This is a genomic window from Niastella sp. OAS944, from assembly GCA_024809215.1.
Taxonomy (GTDB): domain Bacteria; phylum Bacteroidota; class Bacteroidia; order Chitinophagales; family Chitinophagaceae; genus Niastella.
Map to the genome: position 1 here is coordinate 164721 of JANUBW010000006.1, position 20208 is coordinate 184928.

A 20208-nucleotide genomic window follows, 5' to 3' on the forward strand; every position below is an offset into this window, starting at 1 on the left:
AGAGGCCGTTTCATTATTACTAAATCCCCATCCTCTTCTTTAACTCATTATACCTGGGGTCAGCTTTCACCACCTTATAGGGTGGGTATTCGATAAAGCAGGCAACGGGGCCCATTCTTTTATCGATGCATTCGTTCAGGTAGGAAAAAACTTTTTCAATATCACCAATGCCTAACCAAACGGCTGCCAGATCGCCATCAACAACAGAATCGGGTTCTTCCTGTTGGCGTAATTCAAGTTTGTGAACACATTCCAGGGCTTTGTCCATCATACCACAGCGGGCATAAGCCACACCAAGGCCCATCAAACCTTTCAATGGATGACCGGTAAGGCGGTGTACTTCTTTAAATAATTCAAGCGACGTTTGCCAGTCGCCCCGCATACCAATGGCCCATGCTTTCAGCTCAATGGCGCTGCGCATTTCGGGGTTCATCTCTAATAATTTCTCGGCCTGGCGTACGGCATCATCGAACCGTTCGCTAAACATATACATCATGCCCAGTGAGCGAATGATGGTGGGGGAGAGTGGGTCTATTTGTTCTGCCTGTTCAAGCACTTTTACGGCCTGTGGCTTTTCGTTGTGGGCTATATAGTAAAATCCAAGCAGGTCATAGGCTTCAACCCGGCTGGGGTTTAGTTCTATGGCTTTTTGTAAAGCATCATACGCCTGTTGCCATTTCCATTCATAATATAAAAAAGCCATGGCTTTGGCAATATGTCCTTCGGCAATGGTACCATCCAATTCCAGGGCTTTATCGGCATATTGATGTCCGATCTCAAAAGCGGTGTGTGGTATCATTTGTCCCATGGTGCCAAGGCTGCAATAGCATTGCGCTACCATGGCATGTGCTTCGGCATATGATGGTTCAATGGCAATGGCCTGTTTAAAACATTCAATGGCTTTGCGGGTATCGGCCGGGGTGATCTTGTTTTTAAAATGCAGTCCTTTCAGGTAATGCGTATAGGCAGCAATGTTTTTGACGCTCGATTTTATGGCGGGTCTTTGTGCGCCGGTAAGGTTTTCTTTTAGCTTGTTGGCAATAATGCCGCTGATCTCGTCCTGCACTTCAAAAATATCGTCGAGTTTGCGATCGTAGGTCTCGCTCCAAATATGAAAACCGTCGGCGGCATTTATGAGCTGGGCAGTGATGCGAACGCGGTTGCCTGCCTTACGCACGCTTCCTTCCAGTATTTTATCAACGTTCAGCTGAATGGCGATGTCGCGAATGTCGTCGTGCCTTCCTTTGAATGCAAAGGCGGAGGTGCGGGAAGTAACCTGCAGACCGTCTACCCGGGTAAGGGTGTTCAGCAGTTCTTCGGTAATACCGTCGCTGAAATATTCATTTTCGGGGTCGGCGCTCATATTTACAAAAGGCAGTACGGCCAGTTTGTTTACCGGGGCGGCCGTTTTGCCGCGTACTTCATTGCGGCCGGGCACTACAATGCCACTATTGGCAATGGCAAAAACCCGCACGGGCTGTTTTATATTTTTCAGTTCATAATAACCCATATCCCGGGTTTGAATAAGTTCCTGGTTGCGGAGCTCATCGTACACTTTTTCCGATACAAAAACACCACCGGGAACGGCCAGCGATTCAATACGGGAGGCCAGGTTTACCCCATCGCCATAAATTGATTCTTCTTCAATGATAACGTCGCCGGTATGAATGCCAATGCGGAGGTCAACTTTAGGATGCTGCTGCAACTGTTGCTGAATTTCGATAGCCGCATGTACGCTATCGATGGCGCTGTTGAAAATGCTCAATGAGCCATCGCCATAATATTGTAAAATTTTTCCATGAAAGCGGGCAATAGTATCCTCCAGCACCTCTTTCAGTCGCTGGCGTTTAATTCGGGCCAGTTGTTCATTTTCCTGCATTAAGGCGGTATAACCGGTCATGTCGGCAAAAAGTATAGCAGCAAGTTGTCGCATGGTGCAATTTAAGTAAAAAAGGCAAGGAGGCAACGAGGCAACAAGGCAATGGAAAAAGAGTACCTATTTCTTTAGGATACTGAACCGGGGAGCTGCTGGTTTGTTAAGGGACCCATTTCGGATTAACGATTAACCATTAATTAAGACGATTGATCATTGACGTTTGAATTATTCACATCGAATATTGCTGGTATAGTTATTGGTATGGTGGGGCCGATCGGTTGTTTATAGATGTTATTACATACCAAATTGAAAAACCAGAAGGCGTAGTTTTTCAAACCATTACAACCTTTATCCTTTATTACATAATAGCCATGAATGCTTTTTACTCCGCCGCGTCGAATAGATAAACGGGAAGGCCCTGTTCAGCCAGCTGGCGGACGGGGTTCTTGTTTTAATGAATTTTGCTGAGTATTTTGGCGGCATATGAAAAACTGTAAAAATTTACTCTTTCTTCTTTTACTGGCTGCCTGTAGCAGTGATCCTAAACAAAAAGCAGCCGGGGCTCCAACTGTACAAGCCAATGACACTGTTCAGGAACAGAAAACCGATACCGGTTCTGTTATAAAAGCGAAAGCTGTGGTAATGCCGCAGGACAACCTCGATACGACGCTGGCTGCGTTTCTTTATAAAAATCACAAAAACTTCGATCCTAGTGCTCAGTTTTTTGAGTATATGCAGTGGGACCTGCGGCATGAAAAAATAAAACCTTTATTGGAAAAACTGTATTTGAAGGGCCAGGATAAACACCCGGTTTTGACAATCCTTGAACAAAACCGGCAGGCATTTCATGACAAAGCGGTAATTGCTGTTTTGGATGGATATAAACGCGGAAATGGACTCAATGGGGTGGCGTTTGGTTACCTGCTAATGAAAAATGATGAGGCCATATTGCCACTAATACAGGATGTTTTGAATAATCCTAAAGCGCCTGCGAAAGAAAAAGAGTATGCTTTATCATTGTTGAAGAAATGGAAGGGAGGAGCGCATGCGGGCAGGTGATTGGGGTTTGAAATTAGTATAAATGATCTCCATGCTGTAATAAAAAGAGTCTGTCGTCTACTGATAAGATGATGATTAAGATAAATAACGATAAAGAATATCATGAATCTTTACTTCAAACGACTCTTTTGATATTGGCCCGCAGCAGTGATTTTGATTTTTTTGAAACCTTACTCCTGGGTAGGTATTATCATTTTTACAGTAATTATTGAATTGATTTTTTTGTCGCAAAGTTTTACAGATAGTATAAGCATAGATGATACGAGCGTTATAATTGTGAATTATTGTTTCTTTTCGAAAAAGGTAATAGTGATCAACAGGAGTGAAGCAAGCTCAAAACTTTCGAAAGCAGCATCTTTTCGTAGTTCCGCCTATTGGGTATTAGATATACTGCAGCAAAATAAAAAGATTTATAGCATTGAAAGCCGTGGTGGCTTCTGTGAAGAGGATTTGGTTTTGTTGAATGACTGTCTGAAATCTCCTGCTTCCAAATTTTGTTGTTAACACATATTCATTCCCGATGTGCATATGTGCCTAACTGATAACTAAAATCTAATAAGAAAATTATTCTCGGTATAGTTCATATACTATATTTGCACCAAGCAACTCTCTCAAGGATAAAAAACTGTTTCAATAACCCAACCCAAACCCTGTTTATGATTTGTAGCATGGAGGAATAGTCTTTTCTGATTTATATCTATAATTTATTGGCCATTTCAATTTTTCACATCTATTAAGGCGATTGTTTTGTGCTTTAGTGGCATAGTCATTTATTTATTATTTGATTATGGGCCATAGTGGAGATGTATTTTTTAGAATATCTTAAAACTAAAGAGTTTTATGAACCGGATTCTATTGTTTCTTGCGCTCTTAGGCGCGGGCCAGGCAGTTCATGCTCAATACGTATATACTATCAAGGCAGATAGTGTGAAGATCACTAACAGTTGTGATACTGCGGAGTTGATCATTGAGAATCATACGCAGACTGTGCCAGGTTTCTTATTTAATAAAGGCAGGGGGCGGACGGAGTTCAGGAAAGTATTTCAAAATCTGACCGACAATACCTTTCTGATAGGCGGTGATACTATGAAATTGACTAATGTTTGGTTTCAGGGCGGTAACAGGTTTGGTACTACCGGTTTGTTAGGCACCAATGACAACTACCCCTTAACCTTTCTGCAAAATGGAGTTGAAAAAGGGAGAATAGCTACAAGTGGTAACTGGTTGTTTAATACAACGCAGGATAGAGGACAGGTGGCGCAGTTTAAAGGAGATACCTGGACCGAAGGAACAATTAATGTTGATGGCAGGGTAAATATTGCGATCGTACCTAGCAGTAGTGGCGATAACACCATCAGTATAGGAAGGGATGTATACGTTAATAGCAATTTATCTGCAATAGGGATAGGTCAATTTTGTACAGTAATCTCAAGCGGATTTAAAGCATTCGGAGTAGGCAATAACATCACGGTAACCAATGGCATAGGAATTTTGGGAAAGACAGAACGTGGAATCGCAATAGGTGAGGATACATATGCAGGTCCTCAGTCTATTGCTATCGGCTCTAAAACAGTTACTACAGAGCCTTTGCAGTTTGTAAGTGGTTCTGTAAGGCCTGGGGGTGGAGAGCCTATAACTGATGTTTATTTTGGTTCTGGTGTGCAAAGGAACAATTATGAGGGTCCTGCTTTGGGTTATACTATACATGGCTCCGGTGCGTATGGCGCAAATGAAGCCGGTGGAGATATCACCATTGCCGGCGGTAAAGGAACAGGTGCTGGTAAACCGGGTAGTATTATTTTCACTACTGCACAGCCCACTTCTTACGGAACAACTTTGCAAGGCCTGTCAGAAAAAGCGCGTTTCGATAGCGTTGGTAATTTCGGTATTGGTACCAGTAATCCTTCAGTCAAGTTACATGTGAATGGAATGGGTCGCTTTGATAACACAGTTATTACTTCTGGTCATAGGTCGGCCATGCATATTGTATCAGGTGATGCTACTGTTAACGATACGGATGAATACGTTTTAGTAAACGCTACAAGTAATGTAACAATAACATTGCCCACGGCTACTGGTCGCGACGGCCAAATATTTACCATTAAAAAATTAAACGACGGTAACTCGGTAACTCTTGTTAGTAATGCATCGCAGTTGATCGATGGAGCAAACTCATATTCACTTATTAGCCAATGGTCATTTGTAACTGTGGTGGCAAACGGCGGCAGTTGGATAATAGTAGCTACATCTAAAAATCAATAACCAGCATAATTCGAATTGCTGACATCGAAATTGTTTTTAAAATGACTTATAACTATAGCTTTTTATGAATCGTGTATTATTGTTTCTTGCGCTCCTATGTGCGGGCCAGGCTGTTCATGCCCAATACGTATATACTATCAAGGCAGATAGCGTGAAAATCACTAACAGTTGTGACACAGCGGAGTTGATCATTGAAAATCATACGCAAACAGTGCCTGGGTTCTTATTTAATAAAGGACACGGAAGAACGGAGTTTAGAAGAGGAATGTTTGCTCTGAACGATAGTGTATATCTTATAGGTGCAGATACACTGGATTTTAATAAGGCTTTTGGAAAATATTACAAACAGGGAGGCAACGCCTTTGGTAGCACAGCTCTTTTAGGAACTAAAGACAATTTTCCTTTGACATTTTTACAAAACAACCGGGAAACGGCCAGGGTTGATACTTCGGGGCACTGGTTATTTAATACTGCAGAAGATAAAGGATATCTGGCTCAATTTAATGGTGACACTTGGACCGCTGGTGTTATTTACCAGGATAAAAATGTTAACATAGTGCCGTTTGGCGGTATTTATGGCGATGCCAGGATCAATATAGGGGGCAATTCTGTTATAGGGCATGCTACAGTTGCATTGGGATCTGGTATGCAGGTAGACGGAACTGGGGCTGAATCTGTTGGAATTGGATTTAAACAAACGGTGGCTCATGGGATAGGGATTTTGGGTTCTACAGCGGGAGGGATTGCTATTGGGGAGCACGCTTTTGCTGATACGGGTTCCATTGTGCTAGGAAAAGAATCAGTAAGTACGGGTAAATATCAGCTGGTATGTGGTGGGCCTGATTACCAGAATGAATATGGCAAATGGACAAAAGCAATCTATAATGTTTATTTCGGATCTGGTGTGCAAAGAAATAATCAAGACGGACCAGGATTGTCCTATACGATAAATGGTTCTGGAGGCTATGGCACAAACAAGGATGGAGGAGCTATCACCATCGCCGGCGGTAAAGGGACAGGCTCAGGTATACCTGGCAGTGTAATTTTTGCCACTGCTCAAACCGGTTCTTCCGGGACCACTTTGCAGGACCTGTCAGAAAAAGCACGCATCGCTGAGAACGGCAATTTCGGTATCGGTACCAGCACTCCATCGGCCAGGTTGCACGTGAGCGGTACCAGTCGCTTTGATAACATCACAACTACTTCAGGACATAGGTCTGCTATACGTAATACATCAACCGACATAACTATTGGCGATACGGATGAATACATTTTTGTAACCGCCGCGTCACCTATCGTGACCATAACACTGCCAAATGCTGCGGTATGTGATGGACAAACGTATACTATTAAGAAAGTCAACAATGGTAATCTAGTAAATGTTACCAACGCTTCTTCTCAAATGATCGACGGTTCAGGCTCATATGCACTCACCAATCAATGGCAATTTGTAACCGTAGTAGCAAACGGTGGCAGTTGGATGATTGTGTCTAAAAACTAAAAAAAGCATTTCATTTTGCAAAAGTGGATAGGGACTATATTGCTTATACTATATAGCTGTATTGCAGCGCATGGTCAGGAACGAAAGCCTGATGTAAACGCTGTAAAGGATACTTCTACTGTAGAAGAGGATGAACCTTCATTTTGGTTGCCACAAAAGCAAAATTGTAAAGGAGTTGTAAAGCTACCCATATATGCTTACGTATATGTGCCGGTGGTAAGAGAACCGGTAAAGAAAACGGCTCCTGTTGAACCGGTAAAACCACAACGAATACCCTTTTTGCAAGTACATGGAAATGTTATGTACAATGTGAATTATTATTCAAATATCGATACGCCCTATAATGAGCAGGATATCTATCAACATACAATACAAACCTATCTGGATATAACCGTAAAGGGGCAATATCCCATGCGGGTATATCTTACCAACAGGTTCACCAATTCAAAGTTGTTCAGGAATTTTTCCGATCTCAATTTCAATTATAACAATACCCAGTTCACACAGAAAATAAAAATGCAGATCAGGGAAAGGTTTTTGGCTTCATTGCCATCGCCAAAGGCCCCTGATAGTTTGAAAGCTGAGCTGGATTTAACTATTAAAAAGCTAAGGATGTTAGATGGCTGGATAAAAAATCCCAGTCTTATACAGAAACTGGTCGAGGCCAGGGAAAAAGCCATGCGAGACTCGTTGCGGAACCTGGCAAAAACACCTGATACCAGTTTGAAGTTACCCGCTATGGATTCAGCGCTTGTCCGCCCCGGAATAGATACTTCAAATATTGAAGCATTGTATGTAAAGCGCAAACAACAGGCCGATTCATTACGTGCCCGCGTGGTTGCGCTTCAACAAATGGTAAAAGCAGCTAAAGGTCAATCGCAGGAAACGATTAACAAGGTCTGTCGTGAAATTGAACAGGCAAAAAGCCCGGCGAAACTTAAAGACATCATGGAAGAAAACCAGATCGGCGATACCGTTCTTCCTAAAGGCTATAAAACCTTAATGGCCATCCGTTCTTTTGGTGTTGGCAGAAGTGTGGTGAATTATTCCGAACTGTCGGCAAAGAATATTTCAGTGAATGGCTTTCAGGCCGAATACAATCCTGATGCTTATTATGCACTGGCAACAGGCAGTGTTGATTATCGCTTTCGCGATTTCATTGTAAAAGGTCCCAAACAATCGGGACAATATCTTACGGTGTTAAGGTATGGACGTGGATTGAAAGATGGTAATAATATAATATTTACCTGGTTTGGCGGTCGCCGGCAGTTATACAATGCCGGTACTGTAGATTCCCAGCAGATTCAAACACCTTCTTCGGGTTTAATGGGTTTTACCATTGAAGGAACGTACCGGCTGAATAAAAATATTATGCTTACGGCCGAGGTGGCTAAGTCATCGTACCCGGTATATGCAAAAGATTCGTCGGGCAAAAACAGTTTGCCTTCGCAAATGCTCGAAATGAGCAATCGCCGTAATGAAGCGTATTCCTTAAAAGCAGATGCATTTTTCCCCAGAACGCAAACAACGGTAAAGACAACGTTTAAAAGGCTGGGCGCCAATTTTCAGTCGTTCAGCACCTTTACCGACGGTTCTGAACAAACCGCCTGGAGCGCCAATGTGCAGCAGTTGTTCTTTAAGCGTCAATTGGCACTTAACCTGGGCGCCAATACAAATGATTTCAGTAATCCATTTATAGGAAGTCAATATAAAAGTACCACCGTTTTCAAAAGCATACAGGCAACGCTGCGCAAGAACCGATGGCCGATCATATCGCTGGGTTATTTCCCAAGCAGTCAGATCACGAAACTGGGCGATGGGGTATACCAGGAAAATCTTTTTTACACCCTTACTGGCAATGTGACCCATTCCTATAGGGTGCGCCAGTTGATGATGAATTCGGCCATGGTATATACGCAGTTCTATAACCGGTCAACCGATTCGGGTTTTGTATACTTCAATACAAGGAATTTATTATTAAGCCAGTCGGCCTTTATGCAGCGGCTCACGCTGCAGGCCAATGCGTCAGGCGCCTTTAATCAGGAGTATAAGTTGTATACACTGGAAGGAAAGGCACTTTACAATCTCAATAAATATATCACCGTCGGCGGTGGCCTTAAATACAACTATCAAACAGAATTCAATATAGAACAACTGGGTTATTCTGCAGAAACCTCTTTACAGATCCCCAAAGTTGGTCAAATACAATTTTCAGCAGAAAAGGGATTTATCCCTGGAATGAATAAACAGCTTGTACCAAACAATACAGGCCGGGCAACTTATTTTAAAACATTTTGAACAGGAAGTTATGTCTAGAAAACGGATGTTGTTTTGTTTACTGCTATTGGGTGTAATGGTTACATCGCATGCACAGATAAGCATGACGCTACAGGTGCCGCCGGCAGGCGTTCTTGTAAAGAACCAGTTATGGAACCTGGTGTTGGTAAATGCCGGTAATAATACCCAGTTGGTTAGAGTGAACCTGGCGTTACTCGATGCACAAACAAACCAACCGGTAATGAATGCCACTTCGGCCCCCGTTTCATTGAACAAGGGCGCCCGGCAATTGCAGGCGCGGGATGTTTCACCTGTTCAATATACCTATAGCATTCCGGCAGCCAAAGTAGATATGGACCCGAATGGCATGTTGCCGGCCGGGCGGTACCTGGCTTGTTATACGGTAGTAAGCGCAACGAAAGGCGATCTTACGTTGGTGGAGAATTGTATTCAGGTAAACGTTGATCCGTTAAGTCCGCCCCTGCTGAATACCCCGGCCAACGAAGACAACCTGATAACGCCATACCCCCAATTTACCTGGCTGCCGCCAACACCAATAGGTTTGTTTAACGACCTGGGGTATGCCATTGTGATTGTTGAAGTGTTACTAGGGCAGGGTAAAGCGGATGCAGTTCAACAAAATGTTCCATTGAACGCTTCGGTATACACGAAAGACCTTTTCTGGAATTACCCCGCATCTACACGATCGCTGGATACTGGTAAAGTATATGCCTGGCGAATAGTGGCCATGAACAGTGGTAAACCGGTTGCGTTGAGCGATATCTGGACGTTCAGGGTAACAAAAACCCAATCCGCATTAGAGAGCGTAAAGGAAACGCCATTTGTAGAAGTAAAGCGCGCACAGGATGCCGTGATCGCTTCTGCAGGTAATGTACTGCGAATCACCTATGATAATGCGGCGGCAGATTCAGTCGTAAAATATACTATAACAAGTATAGAAGAAGCCGGTAATCCGGTTGTGCAGGAAGGTGAGCTTATGTTGAAGTACGGACAAAACCAGTTGCAGGTTCCCTTACGTAACAATAGAAAAATACAAACTGATAAAGTTTATCTGCTACGCTTTACCAGCAGCCGTAATGAAACCTGGTCGGTTAAATTCACAGTGACGAAGTAGCGCTGTAAAGATTGAATATTACGTGTTGCATTTAACAACTTGCATAGCAATAGTTGAACTAATTAATATACCCCGAACATGATCTTGAGTTTAGCATTAAGGTATCAGAAGCACATCGCCTTATTCCTGTTGAGCATTTCTTTTGTTCAGCTAACCATCGCTGAGCGTATCGGGCGCAGGTATGAACCATACCAATGGGGCAGGTTGAGTTCCCGCAACAACAACAGAGTTGCTCCCGGTAATATCCTGGCGTCTGCATCACCATTACAAGGGAGTAAAAAGATGGATGGACCGGTAATTACGTTGGACAAAAGCATAGCCAACCATTCTTTTATTGGCGGGCCTACACAACCTGAGAGCCAGTCGTTCAGTTCGGTTAACAGCAATAATATGGTTGACCTGTTCTCGGGTGATTTCAGCTATAACATTCCCTTACTCGATGTGGGTGGTTACCCGGTGAACATTGCTTATCACAGTGGTATTACCATGGATGAAGAAGCAAGCTGGGTAGGGCTGGGTTGGAATATAAACCCTGGTTCTATTACCCGCAATATGCGCGGTGTGCCTGATGATTTTAATGGAGGGGCTGATACAATGAGGAAGGTTTCGAATATAAAGCCAAATGATAACTGGGGAGTAACGGTAGGTGGTAATATGGAAATATTCGGACTGGATAAATTAAAGAAAAGTAGCACTGGCCAAGACCCTACTTCTTTGAGTATAGATGCTGGCATGAGCCTCGGCGTATTTCATAATACATATAACGGCTGGGGTTTCGAACAGTCGCTAAACGCTTCGCTGAGTGTAGGAGCCAAACAGTTTGGCTCATTAACGGGAGGTTTATCGCTTACCAATAATACCCAAAATGGTATTACGTTGCAACCCAGTTTGTCGTACCAGTTCAGGCATGAGCAAAGTAAAAATTATCCAGGCTGGAGCGGCGGTTTAAGTGTTTCGGCACCCTATAATTCGATGACGGGCCTTAAGGGCATACAAATGGGGCTTAATAGTAGCTTAAGCAACAGGAATGGTGCTAGTTTAGGGGCTGAGCGCAGTGCCTTGTTGTTCGCATGGGCGCCATATACGCCTTATATCACCATGCCCATGACCAATTTCAATAACAGTGTAACCTTTAAACTAGGTGATCAAAAGAAAGGGCATCATGCATCAACATTCATTAGCGGGTATTGGGGCAGCGAATACATTGAATCAGCTGATACTTCGGTGGCCATGCCGGTATTCGGCTATCTCAATTACCAGAACTTCGTCGGTAATCGTGATGCATTGACCGACTTTAACCGCGAAAAAGAAATTACTTATCGTGAAAAACCGGCTGTTCCACATATAGGGGTGCCCACGTATACTTACGATGTATTTTCTATGTCGGGTGAAGGTACCGGTGGCACTTTCAGGCCATATCGCGGTGATATCGGGTATATCTCCGATCATCGCATTCTCAATAAAACAAAAACGAATGCATTTAGCGGCGACCTCGGCTTTGGCGATATATTACATGCAGGGGTTGATTTGAATTTTAACTATTCCTATACTCAATCCGGTCCGTGGGAAGCAGAAAACGAAATAGGCAATACGATCAATTTCCGCAATAGCCGGGGGTTATTTGAAGCGACCTATTTTCGAAACCCCGGTGAAAAGGCGATCAATACCAAAGCTTTTTATGATAAGCTTGGCGGCGATGATGTTGTAGCGCCGGCATTAAGCCAGAACAGTAAGAATAGCCCAACCATAATTGCCGCCAATACGCTTAACCGGTACAGCGGCAGAGCTAAAGTGGGAAGCATTCCTGTGGAAAAGGATAGTGTTATACGTACCAAACGCGACAAACGCGCCCAGGTTATTTCTTACCTCACTGCATCTGAAGCATCAGTAGCAGGTCTCGACAAATACATTTATCACCATAAAGTAAATACGTTCACCCCCCGCCATTGTGATGATATTTCCGTGAGCGATACAATAAGTTTAGGCACCGGGTTGAATGGGTATTTTTATAAGAATACTGAATTTAGAGGGCCCTGGTTCGTTCCGGAAAAATTCAACGAGACTATGCATCACGACTGGGAGAGGTGGACTCCATACTATGCTCATGCCGGAAATAAGAAAATAGAAATTTCGGACAGTTTTCCGAATGATAATTTTACCGTCCGCTGGCTGGGCCGCCTGAAAGCACCTGAAACCGGTACCTATGATTTTGGGGTAGTCGTCGACGACAGGATCCGGGTGTGGCTCGATGATTCGGTTGTAATAGACACCTGGAAGCCCCGCACCTACCCAGACTGGCCCAAAACAAAATTAAACCTGATCAAGGACCACTTTTATAAGCTAAAAATAGAATATCTGGAATTGGGCGGAGATGGTTTTGCCTATGCGCATCTTTTTTGGAGAACACCCAGTCAGGATCATACTAAGGAATTCACTAGGAATAATTATTCGGGAGATAAGGATACGATCAATATAAAACACTTTTTCCCTCCCGTATTTACCGATACGGCCATTGTAGATAATGTTATTACCCGCGAAGACCGGGTGAATAACTTCCGGAAAGCCAGTCATATTTCTGAAATAGACGTATTAAACCCCGACGGCCGCAGGTATGTATATGGTATTCCGGTTTATAATATTGAACAAAAAGAAGTAAGCTTTTCGGTTGATAAGGGTAATGCAAAGAATAACCTTTCGGGCATGACCACTTATTCTGATCAGGAAAACAGTACACGCAATATCAGTGGCAAGCAGGGTTACTACAGTCGCCAGGAAATACCGGCCTATGCGCACTCATTTTTATTGAGCGGTATTTTATCGCCCGACTATGTTGATGTTACAGGTAATGGTATCAGCGACGATGATCAGGGCGATGCCGTAAAATTCAATTATTCAAAAACGGCTGGTATTGCCAGCCCATACGAATGGCGGGCGCCTTACAGCGACAGCGCCAATTATGCCGAAGGATTGAAGACTTATAACCGCGACGATAAAGCGAATTATGTAAGTGGTAAAAAAGAAATGTGGTACCTGCATACCATTGAATCAAAAACCATGATCGCCACCTTTACCCTGCAACAACGCGATGATCTGCTGGCGATCAGTGAAAAAGGTGTCAAAACAAAAAATGGAAAAGCCTTATGCCTGAAACAGATTGACCTGTATTCAAAGGCCGATTTTTTAGCCCATGATACAAACGCCACACCTATAAAAACCGTACACTTCGACTATTCATATGAATTGTGCCGCGGCATTAATAAATATAAGAGCGAGGGTAACGACTCGGGTAAACTAACCCTGAAAAGGATCTGGTTCACATATAATGGGAACAATAAAGGCAGGCTCAATCCTTATGAATTTTATTATCATAATAACAACCCGCGTTATATAACCAACGCTACCGATAAATGGGGTACCTATAAAAACCCAATGCAAAACCCGGGAGCTACAACCGGCAACCCTTTGAGCAATGCCGACTATCCTTATGCATTACAAGATAGTACACTAGCCGCTAATAACGCTGCCGCCTGGACTATGGATTCCATTAAACTGCCTTCCGGAGGCGGAATAAAAGTAAAATACGAAAGCGACGATTATGGGTATGTACAAAACAGACGTGCCACCCAAATGATGGAGCTGGCGGGGTTTGGAACGTCAAATGCAGTGGCTTCACGTAGTGACAGGCTGTACAACGTTGACTCATACTGGAAACCGGAAGATCAGCTGTTTACCTTTGTACGAATTCCGGTTGCTGTACAAAATGATCAGGAACTGTATGCACGATACCTGGAAGGTATGGGCAGGTTATATTTCAGGGTTTTTGTAAAAATGCCCTCAGATGACTGGGGTTATGGTTCAGAATATATTTCCTGTTATGCTGAACCCGACACTGCCTATAATAACGGTAAATGGTATGGTAAAACCAGCGATCCGAATATTATATGGATCAAAGTAGCAGGCGTAAACAAGGCTGGCGATGGCGGTGGTCCATTGAGCCCACTGGCTCAGGCTGCCATCAATTTTGTGCGGCTGAACCTGCCTTCCAAAGCAAACGGTGATGCCGAGCCTGGCGATAAATTCAATGTGCTCACAGCTGTAAGCAATATTGTTCCTTTACTACCTACAGTAGTTTCTATGTTAAATGGCTTTAATGATGCCAGGAAAAATAGCCTGGCGGCCGTTACCACACCTTCGCGTTCTTATGTACGATTAAATAGTCCCACGCTGAAGAAATACGGTGGCGGTTTGCGGGTAAAGACAGTTCTTGTTTACGACTCGTGGGACAAAATGACGCAACAAAAAGATAAAAAGCAACGGGAAGCGGTATATGGTCAACATTACGATTATACGATGGAGCAAAACGTAAATGGTGTGCCCACCCGTATCAGTAGTGGAGTAGCTGCCTGGGAGCCAATGATAGGCGCTGAAGAAAATCCTTTCCACCTGCCCATAGAGTACCGGGATAAAGTATCTATAATGGCCCCTGCAGCCACTTTATATAGCGAAGAACCGTTGGGCGAGGCGTTTTTTCCCGGTGCTTCCATTGGTTACCGCAACGTGCGCGTAAGAAGTATCCATACAAATAAAACCCGCTCAGCCAATGGCTATTCCGAATCGAGATTCTATACAACGTATGATTTTCCGACAACCTGGGACTGGTCGGTGTTCGACAATGATACCAAGAAAAGATATAAACCTGCGCTAAGAAATTTCCTGCGTATCGATGCCCGAAATTATCTCGCGGTTTCACAGGGCTTTAAAGTAGAACTAAATGATATGAATGGCAAGCTTCGTTCAGAAGCTACGTATTCGGAAGTTGATTCGGTTGGGCTTATAAGCTATACCGAGAATTTTTACCGGGTCGATAATAATGCCGTTACCTATAAGAAATTGAACAACATGGTAACGACCATTAGCCCGGATGGTACAATAGATACAACGGCAATTATTGGTAAAGATGTGGAGTTGATGGCCGATATGCGCGAACAAACCTCTGTTTCCGTTGGTGCCAATGTTAGTGTGAATGTGGATCTTTTCGCTGTACCCGGTGCACCCGCTTTCGTGATTGTTCCAAGTCTGATACCCCTTTACCAGAAGGAAACCACCCGATTCCGTTCGGCGGCCATGACAAAAGTGATATACCGGTATGGCATCATCGACAGTGTGGTGCATATTGAAAAGGGAAGTAAGGTATCTACCAAAAATATGTTGTACGATTCGGAAACGGGTGATCCATTATTGACAAGAACACAAAATGAATTCAACGATCCCATATACCAGTTTAGCTATCCGGCGCATTGGGCTTATAAAGGCGTTGGGCCTGCCTACCAGAATATTGGCGCCCTGTTGATGCATCTGGAGGTGAGGAATGGTAAAATAACGCAGGGGATAAATGGTCAGGAAGCCAATTACCTAATGGGAGGTGATGAGTTACTGGCATACAGTAAGGAATCTTACAACGCTATAGGTTGTGCTGTTGGTGACACGGCCTCCTTTGCTGACAGATATAAATTATGGGTGATAGACAGCAATATCGTACACGGTGGCGCACCACAACTATTCCTTGTAGACAGGAACGGGGTGCCGTTTTCGGGTAATGATGTTACACTGAAAGTCATCAGGTCGGGCCACCGGAATATAAACGGGGCGGTTGGTTCGGTAGTGTCGCTACGTAATCCTATGCGGCCAGATGCAAATGGAAATTATCACCTGGTATTTGATACGGCCACCCATGTGGTAAATGCCGATGCCAGTGAGATGGCGCAGTTTTGGAAAGTGGCCGATAGAAGAAAAAATGATGTTAAGCAAACTTGTATTGCCACCAGGGAAGATTCAACACTGTTTGCACAGGAAGCATGCAACTGTATGCTGCCGTTCTTTGATCACCTCATAAAAACAAATCAATTATTTGTACTCGACGCCAATATTAAGACGATAGGTACATTGGCTGGTGAAATAGACAGCTTTGATATAAACAACTGTCCATTATTGAAAAGGAATAAGGACCAATACTTTAAGCCAATAACAGCCGACCCTGTAAAAACGGTCTATGAATGTTATATTGGAAATGTAATGGTAGAACTATACCGTCGTACGCCTACCAGCGCATCGTACTACGATTATACCATCGGTACCTGCACCCCCGGTGGAGTAATATTCAGAAGGGCTAATGTGGAAATTCCATCGCCCGATACTGTTACAGTGCGTATTGCACCCAATTTTTCAGCAAGCCTGCTGTCTACGCAAACCTGTCCCACTTTCAGGGATTCCTTAACATTGATCGACTCTGTTTCTGATAGGTTGATGACTGAAAACAATCTCAATATTGGCGTGCATGAGCGGAATGCGTTGGCTGTTTTGGATTTCAACAATATAAATGACCAGGTGCCTCATAACGCTGAAATATTATCGGCCAGGATGTTGTTGCAAGCCGATCAACGCGGTCATAAACCAGGTATGTGGCCCAATGCCAACTCAGTAAACCCGGTTGATACCTTAAGTGTATCATTGATTACCCCCGGCTGGTATTCGAAGGTGCCATTAGTAGATTTTCATGAAAAAATATATAACAGTAAATGGCATAGGGAAGTTAAAAGAACAGTGCCCTTCCAAAACGATACCATCAATGTAAAAGATTATGTGGAAGGGTACCGTATCGGAAGATATGTTTCTACTTCTTTCATGCTTACACAGGGCGCAAAAGATTTTCACGCCGATACTTCGGCCTGTACATTTGGCGAGTTTGTAGAACCGCCGGGTTATTTGCAAAGTGGTTATGGTAATTATTATTCAACCTGGTATTCGCAGCGTTATGCCGATGCTGCCAAATGGCCGGTGATAGAAGTAACGTATGTTGTTAAGCCACGGGTGCCCGATACGGCGGGGCTTGAAGTGCGGTACAATTCAACGAAGAAATGTTCAAATTCAGGTAGCAGCATTTGTTACAGTTCCATTATCGATACAAGTGTTAACCCTTATCAATATGGCATACTGGGTAATTTCCGTCCGCTGCGCAGTTATGTATATTATGGCAGCCGTGTGGAATCTGATACGTCTAAATACATCAATACCCGCACTTTTGGAGTTATAAAAGATTTTGCTCCATTCTGGGTATATCAAAACAATCAGTGGGTGCCTTCATATGATACCACCCGTTGGGTATGGAACAGCCAAACTACCTTGTTTAACCGCAAAGGATTTGAGCTGGAAAATAAAGACCCGTTGGGTCGTTACAATTCAGGTGTCTACGGCTATGGATTAACACTGCCAACTGCCGTGTTGCAAAACAGCCATTATCAGGAAGGCGCCTATGAAGGTTTTGAGGATTATGGTTTTGAAACAAACACCTGCAATGAAGCCTGTCCCATTACCCGCTCGTTCGACTTCTCTCCGTTCAAGGCCGGGTTTACCACCACACAGGCACATACGGGAAGATATAGCTTGAAGATAGATCAGGACAACCTGGTGGGTATTGAAGCCAATCTGCAAATTGCTTCAGATGCAATAGTGCCCCAGCTCAATGCTAAAATGAAATCAGAGGACTGTGGTAGTAAGTTCAAAGGAATGAAGGCCTCAACGAATACAATAGTGCCAAACTTTGCGCCCATAGCCGGTAAAAAAGTACTCATTGGCGGCTGGGTAAAAGAAGACAACAGTTGTATGTGCAAAAGCTATACGCGTAATCACATACGCGTAAGCTTTACGGCGGGCGGTAATGTAAGCACCATTACGTTAAGCCCGGCAGGTAACCTGGTTGAAGGATGGCAGCGCTATGAATCAATTGTTGACATTCCTGCCAATGCAATCCAAATGAAAGTAGAACTGCAGGCTTCCGATTCGGCTGTTACTTATTTCGACGATATCCGCATTCATCCGTTCAATGCACAAATGAAATCGTTCGTGTACAATGCCGTGAACCTGCGGTTAATGGCCGAACTCGATGAGAACAACTATGCCACCTTCTATGAGTACGACGATGATGGTACGTTGGTTCGGGTGAAAAAGGAAACAGAGCGTGGGGTGCAAACGATAAAAGAAAGCAGAAGCGCTTTGTTTAAGGAACAATAAAAAGAACATATAAAATCATTATATGAAGAAGATCATTTTACTGGTGTTAGCGGGTTGTTTACTGGTTAGTGTGCAGGCAATCGCAGGTGACAGCACCCTTGTAGTAAAACAGTTTATGCAGCAAGTGCAACAGGCATATAAGTCGGCATCGTACTTAAGCTTTCATGTGGTATACAGGTATGCGAATAAAGACAACCCAGGTCAATACTTCGATACCATGTCGGGCGAAGTGGCATTGCATAAGAACCATATGCGATTTGTGATAGAAGGAACAGAGATGCTAACAAACGATACCTATTCCATGCAGGTAAATAATGAAGATAAGCTGATCTATTTGTCAACACCGCAGCCTTCGCAAATGGCCGATCCCGTGGCTGTGCTCGATAGTGCGCTCGCTCAATTTGAAGGTATACGTACCAGGGTAACAAATAATAAAGGTATGGCAACGCTCACGCTGAGTTTTCCGCCCGGTCAAACATATAAGAACATTATCATGGTAATTGATGAAAAGACCGGCTTCTTTAAAAAGGTAGTGTATGAAATGTATACCAGTGAACTGGTTGAAAAAGACCAGCTGATTGGCGAAGGCGGCAACGGGCTTTATCAGAATGAGGGTAATGTTGAGATCCTGTTCAGTGACTATGCGCAGGGACAGTTTACCGATGAGCTCTTTGATGAAAAGCGGTTCTTTAACCGGCTTGCCAAAGGAAAGTACGAGCCATCAGAAAAGTATAAAGATTACCAGATATTTCTTGCTTCGCCAAAACTGTGATCTGGTTCACTATAAAAAATAATTAAAGAACTATTCCAATCGAATATTATGAAACGTATAATTTTTGTTCTCTCCATTCTGCTATTGGGGAATGCCCTCCATGCTCAATATGTATATACCATCAAAGCTGATAGTGTAAAGATCACCAACACCTGCGATACCGCGGAGCTTATTATTGAGAACCATACCCAAACAGTGCCGGGTTTCCTGTTTAACAGAGGCAGGGGTAGAACGGAGTTCAGAAGAATAGCTCAGCTTGACGATACCTCGGTTGTGGTAGGTGGTGATACCATTCATTTGGGACGAGGAAGCAAAAACTTTGCCAACGCCGATCTTAAACTGACCGGTGAAAGGATACATGATGGCGCCCGCAATTTAATAACGTATCAGAATTTCGATGGCATTAATATGCTCACAAAAACAAGTGATGATTTGTATACTACAGATTTACAGCTTTGGGGAGGTTTGTATTACGATTACCGAAATGAGCATTTTGGAAATACTACCAGTATGGTTTTAGCAGATGGTCTGACAATGAGTTTTAAAAATCCGCAATTGGGGGCAGGAGCACGTATGCAACTTGGGGTTAGTGAACTTGTTTATCGTGCAAGTTCAGCCGATGGTGAGGGAAGTGCAGGCATGACAGCCGAAGTTTCTGATAACTGGGGGACTTTTGACTATACCATAAGCGATATTGGTGGCCGCATGTATTTATATAATAAAGACTATGAGGGGAATGGCTCTGGTATGTACATGTATGCAGGTGACAGTTTGAATATTTATTGTTCCCGGGGGGAGGTGAGTGCAGGTTTGACGATGACACAGGACCGGGTTGAATTCATTAATAAAATTGGTATCAACGATTTTCGCCTGGTCGGTCTTCCCGCATCAACAAGCGCCACCGATAGTATGCTGGTTGTGGACGGCAATGGGCAGGTTAGAAAAAGGCCACAGTCGCCACAGCGCACCAGCGCAACTGTCACCGGAAGTGCATACACCATTCCCGCAGGTATAGATGTAGTATTTGTAAACTATGCCGCTGGCCAGGCAACCATTACTTTGCCTACCGGTACTTTAGACCGCGAAATAACCATCAAGAATTTACATACAACCAATACCGTAGTTATTGCAGGATTAGATTCAAATGAATCGAATTTCATAGCTACCCGTGGCGCCATTACCATAAAATACACGGGTAGCGCCTGGGTGGGCATCAGTAAGTATTGATAGAAGAAAATAGTTGGTGTGGAACCTTTTTC

General features: G+C 43.6%; 9 protein-coding genes. 8 read left to right on the forward strand and 1 reads right to left on the reverse strand.

Annotated elements, in window-relative coordinates; translation table 11 throughout:
• Nucleotides 1–19: 19 nt before the first annotated feature.
• Nucleotides 20–1933, reverse strand: a complete 1914-nt coding sequence (locus GGD38_RS23375; protein WP_375301728.1) for an adenylate/guanylate cyclase domain-containing protein — start codon at nt 1931–1933, stop codon at nt 20–22.
• A gap of 426 nt (nt 1934–2359) precedes the next feature.
• On the opposite strand from GGD38_RS23375, the gene GGD38_RS23380 reads away from it, so the two are divergent.
• From GGD38_RS23380 to GGD38_RS23415, 8 genes are all read left to right on the forward strand, one after another.
• Nucleotides 2360–2935: a hypothetical protein gene (locus GGD38_RS23380; RefSeq protein ID WP_375301727.1), complete on the forward strand. Its 576-nt coding sequence runs from the start codon at nt 2360–2362 to the stop codon at nt 2933–2935.
• Nucleotides 2936–3775: 840 nt separating this feature from the next.
• Complete coding sequence (locus GGD38_RS23385; protein ID WP_375301726.1) at nt 3776–5197, forward strand: hypothetical protein; 1422 nt, start codon at nt 3776–3778, stop codon at nt 5195–5197.
• Between the two features lie 64 nt (nt 5198–5261).
• Entirely contained in the window at nt 5262–6698 is a 1437-nt protein-coding gene (locus GGD38_RS23390) for a hypothetical protein (protein WP_375301725.1), read from the forward strand.
• A 15-nt stretch (nt 6699–6713) separates the two neighbouring features.
• The gene (locus tag GGD38_RS23395; RefSeq protein WP_375301724.1) at nt 6714–8996 is read left to right on the forward strand and encodes a hypothetical protein; all 2283 of its coding nucleotides are present in this window, start codon (nt 6714–6716) and stop codon (nt 8994–8996) included.
• Nucleotides 8997–9006: 10 nt separating this feature from the next.
• Nucleotides 9007–10110, forward strand: a complete 1104-nt coding sequence (locus tag GGD38_RS23400) for a hypothetical protein (protein ID WP_375301723.1) — start codon at nt 9007–9009, stop codon at nt 10108–10110.
• A gap of 78 nt (nt 10111–10188) precedes the next feature.
• A complete protein-coding gene (locus tag GGD38_RS23405) occupies nt 10189–18177 on the forward strand; it encodes a PA14 domain-containing protein (RefSeq protein WP_375301722.1) in 7989 nt (2662 codons plus the stop codon).
• Nucleotides 18178–18199: 22 nt separating this feature from the next.
• Nucleotides 18200–18949 carry a hypothetical protein gene (locus GGD38_RS23410; RefSeq protein WP_375301721.1) on the forward strand — a complete coding sequence of 250 codons (750 nt, stop codon included), beginning with the start codon at nt 18200–18202 and terminating at the stop codon, nt 18947–18949.
• Nucleotides 18950–18997: 48 nt separating this feature from the next.
• Nucleotides 18998–20176: a hypothetical protein gene (locus tag GGD38_RS23415; RefSeq protein WP_375301720.1), complete on the forward strand. Its 1179-nt coding sequence runs from the start codon at nt 18998–19000 to the stop codon at nt 20174–20176.
• Nucleotides 20177–20208 lie beyond the last annotated feature (32 nt).